An 18,328-nucleotide genomic window follows, 5' to 3' on the forward strand; every position below is an offset into this window, starting at 1 on the left:
ATTTATATGTTTATTAAAATTGAATATATTTCTTCTAGAGAGGTTTCTCCTTGGGCTAAAATTTCAAATGCCTTTTCAGGCAGTGATTTATAGTTACTCTCATTATTGTACAGTTTTCTAATTGTATTATTTTTAATAGATTCTGCAATAGAGTGATCTATATTTAAGATTTCATAAATTGCTGTTCTTCCTTTATATCCGGTATGAAAGCATTTATTACATCCCACAGGTTTATAATAGGAGGAGATTTCAAAAGGGAATTTAAAATTCAGCGGAAAATCTTTCGGATTATTTACAGTCTCTTTTTTACAGTTTGTACAAAGTTTTCGAACTAATCTTTGTGCAACCGATAAATTTAAAGTTTCGGCAATTAGATACGAAGGAACCCCCATGTCAATTAATCTCGAAATAGTGCCTATTGCTGAATTTGTATGTATGGTTGATAAAACTAAATGCCCTGTTAGAGAAGCACGAATTGCCATTAAGGCAGTTTCAGAATCACGAATCTCTCCCAGCATAATAACATCAGGATCCTGACGTAAAAATGATTTTAGTGCTGAAGAAAATGTTAGTCCAATATCTTCCTTAAGTTGGACTTGATTTATACCTTTTAGAGTATATTCAATCGGGTCTTCGACTGTTACAATATTTCTTCGACTGTCGTTTAATAATCTTAATGTGGCGTATAGCGTTGTCGTTTTACCCGAACCCGTTGGACCACTTATTAATATAATTCCGTTTGGTTTTTTTACCGCCTCAAGATAACTTTCAAGCTCTTCTTTTTGCAAACCTAAGGTGCTTAAATCTATGTTTGAGGCATCCTGACCTAACAAACGCATTACTATTTTTTCTCCAAATAGTGTTGGCAGAATCGAAACCCTGATATCAAAAGATTCATTAGTTATACGTCCGTCTTGCGGCAGTCTTTTCTCAGTAATATTCAATTTAGCTTTAATCTTAACTTTATTGACCAATTCAAGATAATTATCACGCTCTATTTTATAGCGTTCAATTAATTGGCCATCAATTCTAAACCTAATTCTAGAAGAATTTTCGTAAACCTCAAAATGAATGTCACTGCATTTTAGGGATTTGGCTTCAGTCAATAGGTTCTCCAGGAAATCACCTTTGTCAACATTCAGAGATTTATTAGAGGCTAAAGGACGCTCTTTTCGATAATAAATAGACAAAGCCTTTTCAATTTCGTAGGCGTCAATAGGATAGAAAAGGATATTTTTTCCTAAAAAAAGCTCTAATTCCTCTTTCGAATCTTCATTGCTATTGGAATTGTCGACATATAGTTCTAAAGTGTTTTCAGAAATAGATTTGGGTAATATTCGATATTGATTTGCAAGATCATTAGAAACGACGTGCTGTACTTCAGGAAGGATTACTATATCTTGCGCCATTATAATAAAGTTATTTTTTGAAAAACAAAAAAGCTGTCTTTCAGTATTATAATAAATAAGAACAAGGCCGAAAATCCAGCTAATGGAACAGTTTCTTCTTTAATGAATTTCTTTAATGAAAATTGCAGAACAATAGCAAACAGAAGAGACAGAATGAAAAATAAAATATAGTTTTTTAATAAAAATAGCGGAGTAATAGCAAGATAATACAATAGATCACCCAATCCAAAATAATGCTGAAAAGGGTTAAGAAATTTTTTGGATTTCAAACTCATATAAATAGTCAAGATACCAAGTGTAATCAAAAAGAAACCTGTATTAAAGAGTACGATTTCTAATAAATTGTATTTTTCAATTGTAATTATAAAGAGCGAAACTGCAAAAATGACAAGTGGTAATGCCACATGTATTTTTCGGAATCTCCAATCCTGAATAAAAACAACTGCTAAACAAAGCAATAAGACGGCTGGGGCTATTTTCAACTTATTCTTTTGTTACTTCTGTTAATATTTTTTTACTGTCTATTTCCCATGTATTAAAACTTCCATCGCTATCTAAGTCAGATGTGGCGGTCGCTCTTGCAGAAAAAGAATCATTTGATGCTTCTAAAATTTCGATTTTGTAAACCGCCTGACCACCTTCTTCAACCGTTTTTTCCTGCTCAAAACCAATTTCTTCCAAACTGCCTGAATATTTTGAATGTCTGTAGAAATAACTTTTTTCAAGACCATAAACTTGATTTAGCATGGCTTGAGCCTCGATAGCTTTTGCCTGACCAATGACAGAGGTTTGATTTGGTAAAACCATCAAAAGCAATATGCCAATAATGCATAGTACAATTAAAATTTCTGTTAAAGAATAAGCTTTAACTTTAAGTTGTTGGTTTAATTTGTGGTATTTTTTAATCTTCTTTAACATCTGCTTTTCTTTGTTAAAATGTGTTAATCAATTGACGCTTATATAATCTGAATAATAATGGCGTTTATTTATTTATTTATTTATAATTTTACTTAAATCGAACATTGGCGCATACATAGAGACCATAATTACTCCCACAATAGCACCAATTACAATAATAATCATAGGTTCTAAAATGACACCAATCATCTTTGTTTGGTGACTAATTTCCTCATTATATTGCTCGGTAAGTCTTTCAAACATTAATTCAAGTTGGTTGACTTGTTCTGCAACTTCTACCATAGAAACCATTTTGTTTTCGAAAACAGAATGCTTTTTTAAACTTTCATGTAAAGACGCTCCCCTTGTTATGTCTTCTTTAATTTGATTGATGGCAATTTCTATAGGGTAAAAGCTGATCATTTTTGCTGTTAGAGATAATGAATTTATCAAGGTTGTTCGTGATGTTATCAATAAATTCATTGCCTGGCAAAAACGAGAAATGTATATTTTGCGAATCAAGTTTCCGAAATATGGAATTTTTAAAATCATTTTTGTTGTCAACGACCTATAGCTATCTTTTTCCTTTAACAGCATATGAGTGGTAATTAAAGCAATTATGATCCCGATTACAACTGAAAATATCATCCCGGAATGATTCGATATTTTTAAGATAATCTGGGTGCTTTTTGGTAATTCGCTTCCAAATTGTTTAAAAACAGAACTAAACATCGGAACTACTTTGTTTAACATGAAATACAAAACCAAAATCGTGACCAACATGACAATGCTAGGATAGGTCATCACGGATATAATTTGCCTTTTCATCTGAATTTTTCGGTTGAAATACTTTTGTAATTCGCCTAAAACTTCTTCTAATTTTCGTGTTTCCTCACCAATTTGAATGCTGTAATATTCATAAGCAGAGAATTGATTGGTTTCGCGCATTGATTCATAAATACTTCTTCCTTCAACTACCTTTTCTTTAATTTCAAGAATTAGCTCTTTTTCAAACTTATTGGCAGACTGATTGCCCAAAATTTCAAGTGCTTTTTTAAAATCAACACCAGATCTTAATAACATACCCAGTTCTCTGTAAAAAATTTCCTTTTTCTTATCAGAAAGTTTTTTAGAGAACTGCAAAGAACTGGTTTCCATCCTGAAATCCTTTTTCTCAGCCTGTGGCGCTTTATATGTAGCTAAATCAAAACTCATTCTGTTTTTAGTTTTTCTAATAATTCATTTGGATAAACTCTTTTGTAAAAGTGTAAATCAAGTTCCTTCTCGTTTGATTCTATATTTAATTTTACTTTCTGAAAAACAAACTCTTGTGATTTGCTTTTGACAGTATCTACAATCATTTTGTGCAATTTAATTCTAAAAGTATCGATAAAGGTTTCGCTGTTTCTTAAAATATAATCCTCTGAGAATTGATAAGAAACCCTTTGGCCTGTATATCCTTTAAAGGAAATTTCACTTTCCAGAACCGTCATTTTTTCTTTCTCAAAAATATCTTTGTTTAAACTATAGGTTAATCTGTTCAAATCGTTAACCAATTGATTTTGGTTTTTAAAATCGAGCATTCTTCCTGTAATAATTGAGAAAATAACAAACAAAACCCCCATGATAATAGCTGTTATTGCCATACCAACAACGGCTTCAATAATAGAAAAAGCAGGAATTGATTTTGTGTTATTTCGAATTTTGAACATAGAAACTTTTTTCGAATTTAAATTGTGTACTGTCTTTATATTGTACTGAAATTTTTTTCAGATTATCATTTACAGATTCTTCTTCTATCAATAGATTATCATCTTCCCCTTCGTTGGCTATTGAATCACTTTTTAATTGGGATAAATAAAAAAGTTCGTTAACCTTATTTTGGGTGCCATAAAATTTGGCCGATGTTTTTGGCGTGTAAACCGATGCAAAAATCATAAGAGCAAAATACAGACAAACCGAAATTATCGTCAATGCAATAACAGATTCTAATATAGAATTGGCTGCCAGATTACAATACTTTTTTAATAACACTATAGGTTGTTTTTTGAGTGTTAAATAATGGAATTGAAATAAAATAAGCAGGACGTTTCTCTGTATTAATTTCGATATCACTAATTATGTTTTCATAACTGGACGAAGCTGTTTTCAGAAAAAAACGGTTGGTGTAAACAGAGCCGTAAACATTGCTTTTGAGCATGAGTTTTCCCGAACAATACAAATCGCCAAAAAGCAAACCTTTCTCATCAATCTCGATTGTGTTTTTATCAATCTCAGTATCGTTGTTTCCAAATAAAACGACGGCCCCGGTAATATGGCATTCTTTTTTTATTTTTATTTTAGATTGGTCGGGACTTTCATTATAAACACATAATACCGATGGATAATTAAGTGTTACTTTTTGCTCAAGTTCGATTCCTTTGGTAGCAAATAGCTGAACAGTTCCTTTAAAACCTTCTTCAAGAGTTATTTTTGGAGCAATTAAAATGACATCTTCGAGAACCGTATTTTTTTTGACACGAATAGAGTCTTCTGATCGTAAAATAAAGTTGCCTTTGAATATTATATTGCCCAGGGTTGATTTTACCTGAATCACTTTTGTAATATTAAAAAAGGAATTGTAATACAACGAATCCTTTGTTCTTTCTATATCGGTAAGTTTTACCGTTTCAGATTTGATACCGAAAAATATTTTTTTGAAATCGGGATTTATTTCTGGCAATTTTGGCTCTGAAAGAGAAATTTTTCCTTCAGTAACAAGTTTGTTTAAACTGTTGTTGATATAAGAAGTTTCAATAAAAGTGCTAGGCAATTGATTGTTTCCAACAAGTCTTACTTCGCCCGAATAGGACAATGACTTTGAAAATTTAGTCAAATAAACAGCATTTTTATCTATATTTCTGGTCCCAACAAAATGTACCGAAGAGACCGTATCGTTTGAAATATAAGACTGAGCCAAAACCAAAGAAAGCAATCCGTAGGATTTAGTTTGGTAACTGCCTTGGATGCCTGAATTTACATCTTTCTCAATTTCCACAGGAGCCGTTTTATTGCCTAAGGCAAAGTTTAAAACCGATTGATTCTGAATGTAAAGTTCTTCCTGCAAGTTATAATATAAATTAAGCTGATTGTATAAGTTTGAAAAATACAACAGTGCTCCACAAATTATAGAGACAATTAAGCAGACATAGATGGCGTACAACAAACTATGAGCTTTAACCATTATTTTGTTGCTTTATCCTTCTTTTTGAAAATGTTTTTAAAGAACCTTTCTATTTTTGAATCTTTTTTAGGTTCATTTTTAGCATTTTCTTTCGCTTTTTTTCTGGCTTCTTTTCTTGCTGCTCTTTCAGTTTTATCTGATGCAATTTTTGCTTCTTTTTCTTTTTTAGCTTTTACGTTGGCAATCTCTTTTTCCTCTTTTGCTTTTGCTTTATAGTTGGCAAGTTTAAAAGCGTCAGAAGTTGCTTCGAGCTCTTTTTGAGCATCCTGTGCATTTTCCAATTTGGTGTTTTCGTGCTTGATTCTGTATTTTTCAGATTTTGTGAACGCTTCTTTTTGCTTAACAATTATACCTTTTCTGTAAATAGTAATATCTTTGCTCTGCGTATCGGTCCATTTTCCTGTTTTTAGATCAGAACTGAATTTCCCGTTTTCGACTAAGTTTCCACTTTCGTTATATCTGAAATATTTCCCACAACGCAAACCCTTGCTATACTCTGTTGTAGAGGCTAAAACACCACTTTGATGCCAGGTCTTCCATTGTCCAACGCGAAGTCCATTTTTAAATTCGCCTTGTTCTGCCAGTTGATTATTGTGATACATTTTAATAAACTTGTCGTGGAGTAGATCCCCTGCAATTCCACCTTGTGCTTCATGTATAAGTCCTCCTTTGAACCAATAATAAGTTTTGTTCTTCTTAGCGGTAACTTTTTTGCTAGTAGTATAAAATTCATATCTGTAATCTTTGTCAGAAATTCGCTTAATAGAATAAGGATCTGCGAAAGAAAATAGAATGAAAGCTAAAATGATAGCTGTAAAACGTGGTATAGTATATGTTTTCAAGGGGGCGGCTTTAATTTTTAAATGTGAGCAATATACTTTAATATTAAAATAGATGTTTTTACTCTCCTACTACAATACTTTTCATAAACAGGTCATCTTTGGGGACAAAACTATTTTATATTTTTCAAATTGTTTTACGGTTTTCCACATTGGTATTGTTTTTTTGTGTTAATGTATTGTATTTCAGTTTTTTATGTTTTTAAATAATGCATTTTTATTTTTTTTTGCAGCATTTTGGCTATTTATATGAATTATATTAGAATTTAAAATAGAAGTAGGTAATTACAGAGTCAATAAATAAAAAAAGGAATACCAAAATTATATCTGTTAGGATACTTTTTTGTTTTAATCGCTTTTATTTAATATGAAATAAGGGAATGTGAAGAATTGATATTTTTGCAAAATAAAGAATGATGTAAAAACTGCTTTAAAGAAGGTAGTCTTATTTTAATATTTCGGTAATAGCCTTTTTATAAAAATAGTGGTGCGTTATTATAACTCATTTTTTGTAATCAATAAAACAACTCATTTGATTTGTTGTTTCGAAATTATTAACGTTTTGACTCTAATTTCATTTTAAGAATTTTACTCTTTTTTTGTTGAAATACTTTCATTTTTTTAGAGGTTTTTATATATAAATTACTCCCTTATTTAGTTGTCAAAGTGTTTTAAATTTGACAATTTTTCTTTTAAATTCAAGTAATACGTTAAAAAAAAATATTTTTTTTTAATTTTAAGTATCTGTTTTTTAGTGGTTTATATTTTTTTTTAAATAAGAAATAGCCTTGAATGAGGAAAGCCGTAATTAAATTCAATAATTAAAATATAGATTTGCTCCCGTTAACAAATTAATAACAAGTTTATGATTAATAAACAAAAAGAATTCAAGTTGACATAACTCGCAACTCGCCACCTTATTGGAAAAGGAAAAGGTATAATTTTGTTTGAGATTAAAGTAAAACAAGCGTTTTTGATTTAGGTTTTTAGAAAAGAATTACGTTTTAACATACAGTGAAAATACATTTATAAATAAAATAACAGATTTTATCGATTAATAAAAAATTTTGCATTCATCCCAAATTTAACAAATTTATTCTGTGATTAAAAATACCACCAAAGCATTATTAGTATGTAATGTACTGTTAATAGCTATTGTCATTTTTTATTTAACTTATACTTATACACAAAAAAACAAAACTGTGTATGTAGACAACGTTAAACTCTTTAACGATTTTAGTATGACAAAAGAGTTGAAAAATTCCGGCGAAAAAGAATTTAACTTAAAAAAATCAAAAGTTGATTCTTTATATAGCAAACTTCAATATCCGGGATTATCTATTTCTGAAAAAAAAATAACAATGCAGCAATTTGTTCAGTACAAAGAAGAATTAGAACACTTCAATCAATTCTTTGCCGCTGAACAAAGCACTAAAATATGGGCAAGAATAAAGAGCTATTCTGCAGAATTCTCGAAAGATAGAAATTATCAATTAATTATAGGTTCTGACAATAAACAAACGATTTTGTTTGCAGATGAAGAAATTGACGTTACAAACGATCTTATTACTTACTTAAATAAAAAGTATGAAGGTATATAGGCGTTTGGTTTTTACATTTTTTATTTTACTTCTTGTTTCCTGTAAAAAAGATGAAAACAATAATCAGGATTCTGAGATTAGAGACCGTTATTTTAATCTTGAAAAAATTGGATGGAAATCCAGATCTTATACGCAAGTTGTTGATGATATTGGTTTTACAGCTATAGAAGTTCCTGTTCAATACTTTTTATTAAAGTCTCAGGGCATAGAAAATCTACATCATATCGACTCTCTTTACGAAGAGAACAAAACAGAACGTGTTATAGAATTTACATTTCAGCACGATGAAGAAGAAGATTTACTTGATCAAGAATTTACCGGACTCAATTATACCGATGCAGTTAAATATATGTCATTTGGTCTTGATAAAGATTTTTATGTAGTGACTTCAAAAAGAGATACCATACGATGTTCCGGTGCTAACTATGAGCGTAGCTATAAAGTTGCTCCATTACAAAAAGTACTCTTATTTTTCTCAGGAATTGATCCTAACGATAAAATACAATTGATTTACGATGATCACCTTTTTAGAAAAGGGACATTAAAATTTAAGTTCAAAGATCCTTTTACCCCATTAGCATTATGATTCAACAAGTGAAAAGAAGTAAGTTTAAAAAAACGATTGCTATTTATTTAGCTATGATGATTCTTTTAGAAACGTTTCAGCCTATGCAGATTTATGCATTGACAGGAGGACCATCACAACCAGAGTTTGAATCCTTTACCCCAATAGGAACATCAGATATGGTTGACCTTTCAAGTGGAGATTTTAATTATAATATTCCAATTATGGATGTTGGAGGTTATCCTTTAAATCTGGCCTATAACTCTGGAGTAGGTATGGATCAGGAAGCTTCGTGGGTAGGGCTTGGATGGGATCTAAACGTAGGTCAGATTTCCAGACAGCTAAGAGGTCTGCCGGATGACTTTAACGGAGATGAAATGATTTATGAAAATAGCATGAAGCCTAATGTTACAGTGGGCTCGAGTGCTAATGTCTTTCTTGCTGCTGTTGGTTTGAAAGAAGCAAAAATAAATGCAGGGATAGGCATTAAATATAATAATTATGACGGATTTGGGGTAGCCGTAAATGGTGGATTCTCTTATCAAATAAGCCAAAATCTTAGTGTTGGCACAAATATTTCATCTTCTGCATCTGAGGGTGTAACTGTGTCTCCGAATATCTCTCTTTCTCAAAGAATTGGAACAGAGACAGATAATGGTACTCCGGGAGTTAATGCGGGAGTTAGTTATAATAATAGAAGAGGTGTTGAAAGTATGACCTTGGGAGCTACATTTACTACAAAATCGAATCAGGATAAAAGTAAAGAGGATAAAACAAAAGTTCAGACTAATTCAAGTAATGGAGTATCTGGTTCGGTGTCATTTAATAATGCCTCGTTTACACCAACAAAGCGTATAGGTATGGTTTCTTCGAACTTTATGTTTAGTACCAATATCGAAGGGGAAGTCTGGAGTATAGAGCCAGGATTTAAATTTTCAGGATATAGAACTTCTCAAGGAATAAAGAATTCTGAGAAGTATAAAGTAGAAAAAGCCTATGGTTTTGAAAACACTTATAGTGCTCCCAGATCTGCAGTTTTGGATTTTAACAGAGAAAAAGACAGAACATTTAGTAAAAATACAACTTCGCTTCCCATTACAAATAATACTTACGATATATATAGTATTCAGGGACAGGGTATTTCAGGAATGTATCGTCCTTATAAATCGCAGGTTGGATATGTTTATGATAATGAAACAAACGACGATAGTGCCGGTGGATCATTAGGTTTAGAATTTGGTGGTGGTGGAGGTGTTCACTTTGGTGTTGATGTGTCAGTTACCATAGGTGATAGCTACAGCGCGTTATGGTCAAACTCGAATCCGGCATTAGGAAGATTTAAAGAAAAAAAGAATAATACGCCAGGTTATGAAAAGGTGTTTTTTAAAAATATTGGAGGTTTTCATACCGATAAAGAATTAGATTTATTTGAAAAGCAATTAGGTAGTTACGACCCGATTTTGCTGGGAATTGAAGGAAATGGATTTGATAAAAAAACAAATCTAAATTACTCTACAAATAAAGGAACTATTGCAAATACAAATCAGGTGGCCAGAAAAACAAGGCTGGCGAGAAACCAATCTATTGATAAGTTAACTAAAGCTGAAGCTGAAAACTTTGGATTTTCAAAACAGTTTAGTGAGTTTGCAAAAGACAATCACACTGCAGAGATTAAAATTACCAAAGAAGGAGGAGATCGTTATGTTTATGGACTTGCAGCTTACAATAGTCTTAAAAAAGAAGTAACTTTTGATGTTAGTGATAAAGATCAATACAGAGAGGTTAAAGCCAAGAGAGGTTTAATTGAATATAGTCCGGGTGTAGACAATTCTGCCAGAAATAGCAAAGGGGGAGATCAATACTTTAACAGAGTAACTACCCCGGCATATGCGCATACATATTTATTAACATCTGTTTTGTCGTCAGATTATCAGGATATTAGTGCAAATGGACCTTCAGATGACGATTTAGGTACCTACACTAATTTTGAATATGAAAATAAATCTGTCGATAGAGAACATAACTACAGATGGAGAATTCCCTTTGAAAAGAATCTGGCCAATTTTGATGAAGGATTGCGTTCAAGCAAAAAAGATAATAAAGCCAATTATTTATACGGTGAGAAAGAGCTATTGTATATCAAGAAAATAGTAACTAAAACACATATTGCAATATTTCATCTTTCTGCAAGAAATGATGGTTACGGAGTTAAAGACGAAAACGGAGGAATAGATGAAACAACTCCAGTATATAAACTGGACAAGATTTCATTGTACTCAAAACCAGAATACTTAGCAAAAGGAGATAGTGCAACTCCTATTAAAGAAGCACATTTTAAATATAGTTATAGCCTTTGTCAAGGAATTGATAATAATAAAAATAAAGGCAAAGCAGAATTTAAAGGACAGCAAGGAAAATTAACCTTGGATAAAGTTTATTTTACCTACAAAAAATCTAAAATGGGAGAATATACTCCATATGTTTTTAATTATGCTTCTGAATTTGACGCTTCTAAGCCAGGTTATAATTTATCAAATGATGAAAATAACAATCCTAATTATGACATGAAAGCTTATGATGTTTGGGGAAATTATAAAAAAATCAACGAGAAAACAGGGGTCGGTACAATGGATGCTTTATCAAATGCAGAATATCCTTTTGTCGATCAAAAAGAAAAAGTCACTACGAATAATAATGCATCGGTCTGGCTCTTAAAATCGATTCATTTACCATCTGGTGGTATTATGGAATTGAACTATGAATCTGACGACTACAGTAAAGTACAAAACAAAGATGTAATGCAGATGTTTAAAGTTGTGGGTAGTGGCAGCAAAACTGATTTTACAGCAGCAAACATTAATGATTCTAACATTCCTGATAAAAAAGATTTGGGAGATTATATTTATGTTGAATTAGATCACAAAATTGTTGAAAATGCTTCAAATGGAAATTCTGATATAGCTTCAACTTTCTTTAGTAAGTACCTTAAAACTATTGGTGATGAAGATAATCCTTTGTATTTTAGGTTTTTACTTAATATGGTGAATCCAGATCCAAAGCCTGGGATTAGTGAAACCGATAAATATGACTACGTTACCGGTTATATGAGGCTGAGTAAAAAGATAGATGATTATGCCTTTAATGAATTTAACGGAAAGCAATATGTAGCTATTCCGCTTGAAAAGGTTAGAAAAGAAGATGGATTAAACGGAAAGAAAGAAGTAAATCCAATATCCAAAACAGGGTGGGGATTTGGTAGAAAAAACCTGAATAGGTTAGTATATAGCATGGATAATGAAGAAGATACTAGTAATCTAAAAGGTCTGGTTACAGAATTAGTAGGCTGGCTTCCTGCTTTGCTTAAGATTTTTACAAGTCCAAATAAGCAATTACAAGAAAACGGAATTGCAAGTAATTTTATTACAGGTAAATCATGGGTAAGGTTAAGCCATCCTGACAACAAGAAATTAGGTGGCGGAAGCAGAGTAAAAAAAATAATGATTTATGACCAATGGGATGTGATGACCGGGCATCCGGGATCTGATACATACAAGCAGTTTTACGGGCAGGAGTATTCATATAATGCTGTGGATAAGGATGGTAATCCATTAGATAAATCATCAGGAGTAGCTACTTATGAGCCTTTAGGATCTAAGGAAAATCCATTTGTAAAACCTTTTTATGATAAAAATAACCCAGAATTATTGTTAGGTCCAGATACTGATAATTATGTCGAGGAACCTTTTGGGGAGTCATTTTTTCCTTCTCCAAAGGTTACATACAGCAGGGTAGAAGTAAGTAATTTAGCCAGAGAAAATACTAAAGATCCATCGTATGGATCAGTTGTAAAGAAACATGCTACAGGTAAAGTTGTCACAGAATTTTATACTTCTAATGATTTTCCAACCATAGTAGACAGAACCGTATTATCAGGAGGTCATAAATCTTCTGGAGTTCTTGCCAACTTGATTAATTTGAATGTTAAGGATTATATCACACTATCTCAGGGTTATTCTATTCATACCAATGATATGGACGGTAAGATGAAAAACCAGCGCGTATATGGAGAAGGGCAAAAGAAAGCAATATCAGGAGTAGATTACAATTATAGTACTACCGGTGCAAATCCTGAAACTAAAAATTATGGATTATTAAATAATACTGTAAAAACAGTAGATTCTAAAGGAGTGATAGGACGTAAACTTGTAGGAGTTGATTATGATGTAATTAACGATTTTAGAGAAAATAAAAGCGTTACTTCAACAAATGGTGTCGCTGTGAATGTGGCAACATTACCCTTTACAATAGTTGTGGTCGTAATACCGACAATAGTGCCTTCACGTTCTAAACATGAAACCTTGATGAGAACGGCAGTAACGACAAAAGTCGTTCATACTTCGGCCATACTGGCAGAAAAAGTAGCGTATGATTTAGGATCAATAGTATCAACTAAAAACCTTGCTTGGGATGCAGATACCGGAGATGTTTTGCTAACAGAAACGGTAAATGAGTATAATGATAAATATTTTAATTTTAATTTTCCTGCTTACTGGAGCTACGATGGAATGAGCCAAGCAGCTAAGAATGCCGGATTAGAATGGAAGGTTTTAAAAACAGGAAATGATCAATATCAATTTGAAGGAGATCATAAAGAGTCTGATTATTTAATTGATGGAGATGAAGTTTGGTTAAGCGGAACAACTCCGGGACTGGATGGAGAAGATAAAATAAATGCTCTTAAAGGCTGGGTGGTAGAAGTTAATGCTTCTAGCTTTCAGTTATTAGATAGTAAAGGACTCCTTATTAAAGGCAGTACGGTAAATGCAGGAAAAATAAAAATTATTCGTTCTGGACACCGTAATATGCAGATGGCATCTATGGCTAGTATAACTTCTATGAGAAATCCTTTATATAATTATGATGGTAATAATAAAATAACGGGAATAAAGGGAGATATCGGTAAGGCTCCATTTTCATCACAGACAGCCAATGACCGTATCGTTAATGCATCTGCAATAGAATATAACAATCAATGGCCCTCGCAATGTGAATGTAATTTACCAAAAATGACTTTTGTAAATGGGGAATTAGCATTTGGATATGAAACCCAGTCAATTAGTGAAGATTTAGATGCTGTTGCTAAGCGCTCCTATAATCCGTATCTTTATAATGTATTGGGTAATTGGAGAGCAAATAAGTCTTACGCATATCTAACAGGTAGAAATTACACAATTGATCCAACTCCACGTAAAACGGGCTATTTTACTGATTTTTCTCCTTTTTATGTTTTCTCCGATAAGTGGAATATTACAACGGGAGAGGAATTTAAAAAATGGACTTTTGCCTCTGAGGTTACACAGTATAGTCCTTATGGACAAGAAGTTGAAAATAGGGATGCTTTATATCGTTATTCATCTGCTTTATACGGATATAATAATCGTTTTCCTGTCGCTGTAGCTTCTAACACTAAATATAGTGAATTAGCCTCTGATGGATTTGAGGATTATGATTTATCCAATTGTGGTGCAGCTTCTCATTTCGATTTTCAAGATCAGCTAAAACTTAATGAGGTGAGTGTTTCAACAAAACAATCGCACACAGGTAGAAAAAGTTTGAAAATAGAAGCAAACAAAAAAGCAGTAGTTAAAAAACAAATTGTGCCTTGTAAACCAAAAGCATCTACAGTTAACTTAAAAACAAACTAATATAAAATGAAAGTATTTCATAAGTCAATCTATATACTGTTATGTTTGTTTTCAGTAACGGTTTTGTTTTCTCAAAATAATGAAAAAAATAGTTATGGTAGCAATTTGGGAAAAAGAAATCCCGTAGGAGCTATTATTGGAGGAGATGATAATATATGCGCAGGTTCACAAACACAATTTAGTGTGTCAAATCTATCCAATCATGCAGGACATTCAGGAAATTGGTCAGTTTCGAATAAATTAGTTGCAACTGTAAGTAACAACGGATTGGTTAGAGCTTTAAGAGCAGGTATTTTTATTCTAAAATATGACTCTGACGATTCAAATTGTAAAGGTGGTAGCTATAGAACGATAGTGGTGAATTCGGTGCCATCTGCAAGTGTAACGGGACCAACTTCAATTTGTATAAATGGTATTACTACTTTGTTTCCAATAATTGGGGGAACCTGGAGCAGTAATAACCCAGCAGTGGCTACAGTTAATAATTTAGGTGTCGTTAAAGGAATTTCAGCAGGTTCAGCGACTTTTACTTTTACCAGATTAGGAGGCTGTTCATCAGAGGCAACCTCTCCAATAGTAGTAAATGCTACAGCAAAAGCAGAAGTAGTAGGACAAAGTATTATATGTATAAATGAAACCACTACATTATCACCTAATTCAGGAGGTACATGGTCTAGTAGCAATAATACTGTAGCAACAGTAAGTAATGCAGGAATTGTAAAAGGAATTTCTTCAGGATCAGCAACTTTTACCTTTACAAAAACAGGTGGGTGCGCATCATTGCCAACACCAGCAGTTAAAGTAAATCCAAATACAGCAGTTAGTATAACAGGTGCAAACGTTATTTGTATTAATGGAACAACAACACTATCTCCAACTTCTGGCGGAATATGGAGCAGTACTAATACAAGTATAGCAACGGTAAATAATGCAGGTATAGTTCAGGGTAAAGCTGCGGGAAAAGTAACATTTATATTTACCAAAACAGATGGTTGTGCTTCATGGCCAACTTCTGCAATAACAGTTAATGATTGCCCGGTTGCAAGTATTACCGGACCAAGTTTAATATGTGTAAGCGGAACCACAACATTATCTCCAAAAACAGGAGGTACATGGAGCAGTAGTAATAGAGCAGTTGCCACAGTAAGTAATTCAGGTATTGTAACTGGTATTTCGCCAGGATTAGTAAGTTTTACTTATACTAAAACGGGTAGTTGTTCTTCAATAGCAACACAAGCGATAACGGTAAGTTCAATCACACCAGCTCGTATAACAGGTTCAACAGTTATTTGTATAAATGGAACCACAACATTATCTCCTACTACAGGAGGAACTTGGAGCAGCAACAATACAGCAGTTGCAACAGTAAGTAATGAGGGAATAGTGAAAGCAGTTTCCCAAGGAAAAGCGACATTTGTATATACTAAGACAGGTGGTTGTGCTTCACCGGCAACTTCTCCAATAACAGTTAATGATTGCCCGGTTGCAAGTATAACAGGACCTAATTCAATATGTGTCAACGCAACAACCACATTATCACCTACAACAGGCGGAATCTGGACCAGCAGTAATAAAGCGGTTGCAACAGTAACTAATTCAGGTGTTGTAAAAGGTATTTCTTCAGGAACTGCAAAGTTTACTTTTACAAAAACAGGGAGTTGTAACTCATTAGCAAGTCCTGTTGTAACAGTTAGTGCAAACACTGCAGTAAGTATAACAGGTGCGAATTCTATTTGTATAAATGGTACCACAACTTTATCACCTACAACAGGCGGAACCTGGGCCAGCAATAATGCGGCAGTAGCTACAGTTAGCAATCAAGGTATTGTAACTGGTATTTCTTCAGGAACTGCAACTTTTATCTTTACAAGTACGACAGGTTGTGTCTCAGCGCCTACTTCTGCAATAACAATTAATGCAAATCCAATAGTAAGTGCAATAACTGGCGGATCAAGTATAATTAGTATAGGATCTACAACTCAATTTTATAACAATACATCTGGAGGAGTTTGGTCTATTACAAATGGAACAGGAAGTGCAACAATAACTGCTTCTGGACTTGTAACAGGAACTGGAATTGGAACAGTAAAAATTGATTATACAGTAAAGAATGGCTATTGTAAAAGTGAAATGGTTTCGCACGAAATTACTGTAAAAGCAGCTACTGTTTTACCAGTTATTACAGGTCCAGATACAATTTCAGTTTCACAAAAATCATTGCCATTCCAAAATGAAACAGCAGGAGGAGTTTGGAGTATAACAAAGGGTTCAGGCGCAGCAACAATAACACAAGGCGGAATTGTACAGGGTACTCAGGCAGGGACTGTAGAAGTTGTTTACACTTTTGTAGATCCTTACGGAGTTACTGTTACAACCAGCAAAGAAATTACTATAAAAGCAGCTACTGTTTTACCAGTTATCACAGGTCCAGATACAATTTCAGTTTCACAAAAATCATTGCCATTCCAAAATGAAACAGCAGGAGGAGTTTGGAGTATAACAAAGGGTTCAGGCGCAGCAACAATAACACAAGGCGGAATTGTACAGGGTACTCAGGCAGGGACTGTAGAAGTTGTTTACACTTTTGTAGATCCTTACGGAGTTACTGTTACAACCAGCAAAGAAATTACTATAAAAGCGGCTACTGTTTTACCAGCTATTACAGGTCCAGATACAATTTCAGTTTCACAAAAATCATTGCCATTCCAAAATGAAACAGCAGGAGGAGTTTGGAGTATAACAAAGGGTTCAGGCGCAGCAACAATAACACAAGGAGGAATTGTACAGGGTACTCAGGCAGGGACTGTAGAAGTTGTTTACACTTTTGTAGATCCTTACGGAGTTACTGTTACAACCAGCAAAGAAATTACTATAAAAGCGGCTACTGTTTTACCAGCTATTACAGGTCCAGATACAATTTCAGTTTCACAAAAATCATTGCCATTCCAAAATGAAACAGCAGGAGGAGTTTGGAGTATAACAAACGGTTCAGGCGCGGCAACAATTACTAATGATGGAGTAGTAGAGGGAACTCAGGCAGGAACTGTAGAAGTTGTTTACACTTTTGTAGATCCTTACGAAGTTACTGTTACAACCAGCAAAGAAATTACTATAAAAGCGGCTACTGTTTTACCAGCTATTACAGGTCCAGATACAATTTCAGTTTCACAAAAATCATTGCCATTCCAAAATGAAACAGCAGGAGGAGTTTGGAGTATAACAAACGGTTCAGGCGCGGCAACAATTACTAATGATGGAGTAGTAGAGGGAACTCAGGCAGGAACTGTAGAAGTTGTTTACACTTTTGTTGATGCTTACGGAGTTACTGTTAGGGCCAGCAAAGAAATTACTATAAAAGCGGCTACTGTTTTACCAGCTATTACAGGTCCAGATACAATTTCAGTTTCACAAAAATCATTGCCATTCCAAAATGAAACAGCAGGAGGAGTTTGGAGTATAAAAAACGGTTCAGGCGCGGCAACAATTACTAATGATGGAGTAGTAGAGGGAACTCAGGCAGGAACTGTAGAAGTTGTTTACACTTTTGTTGATGCTTACGGAGTTACTGTTAGGGCCAATAAAGAGATTACAATTTTAAGCTATATACCATTACAAGGGAAAATTATTGCCTCAATAGAAAAACCAACTACGTTAGATACTATCAGCTTTTCATTTGAACCGTTAACAACTAGTTTTACAGCAAGAAAGATATCTTCTCAATTGGCTGTTTCTGAGAAAATTAATGTACCATCAGCATTGGTAAATAACCTAACCTATAAGTGGATTTTCAACGAATTGGATAATGTTACATTAAAGGAAACTATCACAGATCCTATTGCATTGCAAAGATTTCCTATTGCGGGTAACTACCGTTTAATTCTTATAATTAAAGATCAAAATGGTTTTGAAACTACATTTTACAGAGATGTTATTGTAACTCAAACCTGCGATCCGATTATAGGTAAAATAAAAATTTTGAATTAGTCTAAAAGACGAATTATTACTGGCTGAAATTGTAGTAGTGGTAAAACTACTTATAACTTATCTTGCTCTATTGTGAAATAAAGTAAGCAAAAAATATAAAATTAA

Annotated in this window: 12 protein-coding genes; 4 read left to right on the forward strand and 8 right to left on the reverse strand. The window is 33.2% G+C overall.

Annotated elements, in window-relative coordinates; all coding sequences use genetic code 11:
* Positions 1–2: 2 nt before the first annotated feature.
* From GIY83_RS14525 to GIY83_RS14560, 8 genes are all read right to left on the reverse strand, one after another.
* A complete protein-coding gene (locus tag GIY83_RS14525; protein WP_208682072.1) occupies positions 3–1,409 on the reverse strand; it encodes a GspE/PulE family protein in 1,407 nt (468 codons plus the stop codon).
* Positions 1,409–1,891 carry a prepilin peptidase gene (locus tag GIY83_RS14530; RefSeq protein ID WP_208682074.1) on the reverse strand — a complete coding sequence of 161 codons (483 nt, stop codon included), beginning with the start codon at positions 1,889–1,891 and terminating at the stop codon, positions 1,409–1,411. Before GIY83_RS14530 ends, GIY83_RS14525 begins: the two co-directional genes overlap by 1 nt.
* A gap of 1 nt (position 1,892) precedes the next feature.
* The gene (locus tag GIY83_RS14535; protein WP_194617063.1) at positions 1,893–2,327 is read right to left on the reverse strand and encodes a type IV pilin protein; all 435 of its coding nucleotides are present in this window, start codon (positions 2,325–2,327) and stop codon (positions 1,893–1,895) included.
* Positions 2,328–2,399: 72 nt separating this feature from the next.
* On the reverse strand, positions 2,400–3,521 hold the full coding sequence (locus GIY83_RS14540) for a type II secretion system F family protein (protein ID WP_208682076.1): 1,122 nt from the start codon (positions 3,519–3,521) through the stop codon (positions 2,400–2,402).
* Positions 3,518–4,018: a type II secretion system protein J gene (locus tag GIY83_RS14545; RefSeq protein ID WP_194617065.1), complete on the reverse strand. Its 501-nt coding sequence runs from the start codon at positions 4,016–4,018 to the stop codon at positions 3,518–3,520. Before GIY83_RS14545 ends, GIY83_RS14540 begins: the two co-directional genes overlap by 4 nt.
* Entirely contained in the window at positions 3,999–4,340 is a 342-nt protein-coding gene (locus tag GIY83_RS14550) for a hypothetical protein (protein ID WP_229029111.1), read from the reverse strand. The genes GIY83_RS14545 and GIY83_RS14550 overlap by 20 nt, the downstream gene beginning before the upstream one ends.
* On the reverse strand, positions 4,318–5,529 hold the full coding sequence (locus GIY83_RS14555; RefSeq protein ID WP_208682078.1) for a hypothetical protein: 1,212 nt from the start codon (positions 5,527–5,529) through the stop codon (positions 4,318–4,320). Before GIY83_RS14555 ends, GIY83_RS14550 begins: the two co-directional genes overlap by 23 nt.
* On the reverse strand, positions 5,529–6,371 hold the full coding sequence (locus tag GIY83_RS14560; protein ID WP_208682080.1) for a toxin-antitoxin system YwqK family antitoxin: 843 nt from the start codon (positions 6,369–6,371) through the stop codon (positions 5,529–5,531). The genes GIY83_RS14555 and GIY83_RS14560 overlap by 1 nt, the downstream gene beginning before the upstream one ends.
* Before the next feature lie 1,097 nt (positions 6,372–7,468).
* On the opposite strand from GIY83_RS14560, the gene GIY83_RS14565 reads away from it, so the two are divergent.
* The 4 genes from GIY83_RS14565 to GIY83_RS14580 are packed head-to-tail and all read left to right on the forward strand — an operon-like array spanning position 7,469 to position 18,223.
* Complete coding sequence (locus GIY83_RS14565; protein WP_208682082.1) at positions 7,469–7,969, forward strand: OmpH family outer membrane protein; 501 nt, start codon at positions 7,469–7,471, stop codon at positions 7,967–7,969.
* Complete coding sequence (locus GIY83_RS14570) at positions 7,956–8,555, forward strand: hypothetical protein (protein WP_208682084.1); 600 nt, start codon at positions 7,956–7,958, stop codon at positions 8,553–8,555. The genes GIY83_RS14565 and GIY83_RS14570 overlap by 14 nt, the downstream gene beginning before the upstream one ends.
* Positions 8,552–14,239 carry a hypothetical protein gene (locus GIY83_RS14575; protein WP_208682087.1) on the forward strand — a complete coding sequence of 1,896 codons (5,688 nt, stop codon included), beginning with the start codon at positions 8,552–8,554 and terminating at the stop codon, positions 14,237–14,239. The genes GIY83_RS14570 and GIY83_RS14575 overlap by 4 nt, the downstream gene beginning before the upstream one ends.
* A gap of 6 nt (positions 14,240–14,245) precedes the next feature.
* A complete protein-coding gene (locus tag GIY83_RS14580) occupies positions 14,246–18,223 on the forward strand; it encodes an Ig-like domain-containing protein (protein ID WP_208682089.1) in 3,978 nt (1,325 codons plus the stop codon).
* Positions 18,224–18,328: the final 105 nt, after the last annotated feature.

This window comes from Flavobacterium sp. SLB02, assembly GCF_009664855.1.
In the GTDB taxonomy this organism is placed as follows: domain Bacteria; phylum Bacteroidota; class Bacteroidia; order Flavobacteriales; family Flavobacteriaceae; genus Flavobacterium.

Bases quoted from the DNA above. Each gene is read 5' to 3' on its own strand.
- GIY83_RS14525 (WP_208682072.1), bottom strand. From the start codon at position 1,409: ATGGCGCAAGATATAGTAATCCTTCCTGAAGTACAGCACGTCGTTTCT.
- GIY83_RS14535 (WP_194617063.1), bottom strand. From the start codon at position 2,327: ATGTTAAAGAAGATTAAAAAATACCACAAATTAAACCAACAACTTAAA.
- GIY83_RS14540 (WP_208682076.1), bottom strand. From the start codon at position 3,521: ATGAGTTTTGATTTAGCTACATATAAAGCGCCACAGGCTGAGAAAAAG.
- GIY83_RS14545 (WP_194617065.1), bottom strand. From the start codon at position 4,018: ATGTTCAAAATTCGAAATAACACAAAATCAATTCCTGCTTTTTCTATT.
- GIY83_RS14555 (WP_208682078.1), bottom strand. From the start codon at position 5,529: ATGGTTAAAGCTCATAGTTTGTTGTACGCCATCTATGTCTGCTTAATT.
- GIY83_RS14570 (WP_208682084.1), top strand. From the start codon at position 7,956: ATGAAGGTATATAGGCGTTTGGTTTTTACATTTTTTATTTTACTTCTT.
- GIY83_RS14575 (WP_208682087.1), top strand. From the start codon at position 8,552: ATGATTCAACAAGTGAAAAGAAGTAAGTTTAAAAAAACGATTGCTATT.
- GIY83_RS14580 (WP_208682089.1), top strand. From the start codon at position 14,246: ATGAAAGTATTTCATAAGTCAATCTATATACTGTTATGTTTGTTTTCA.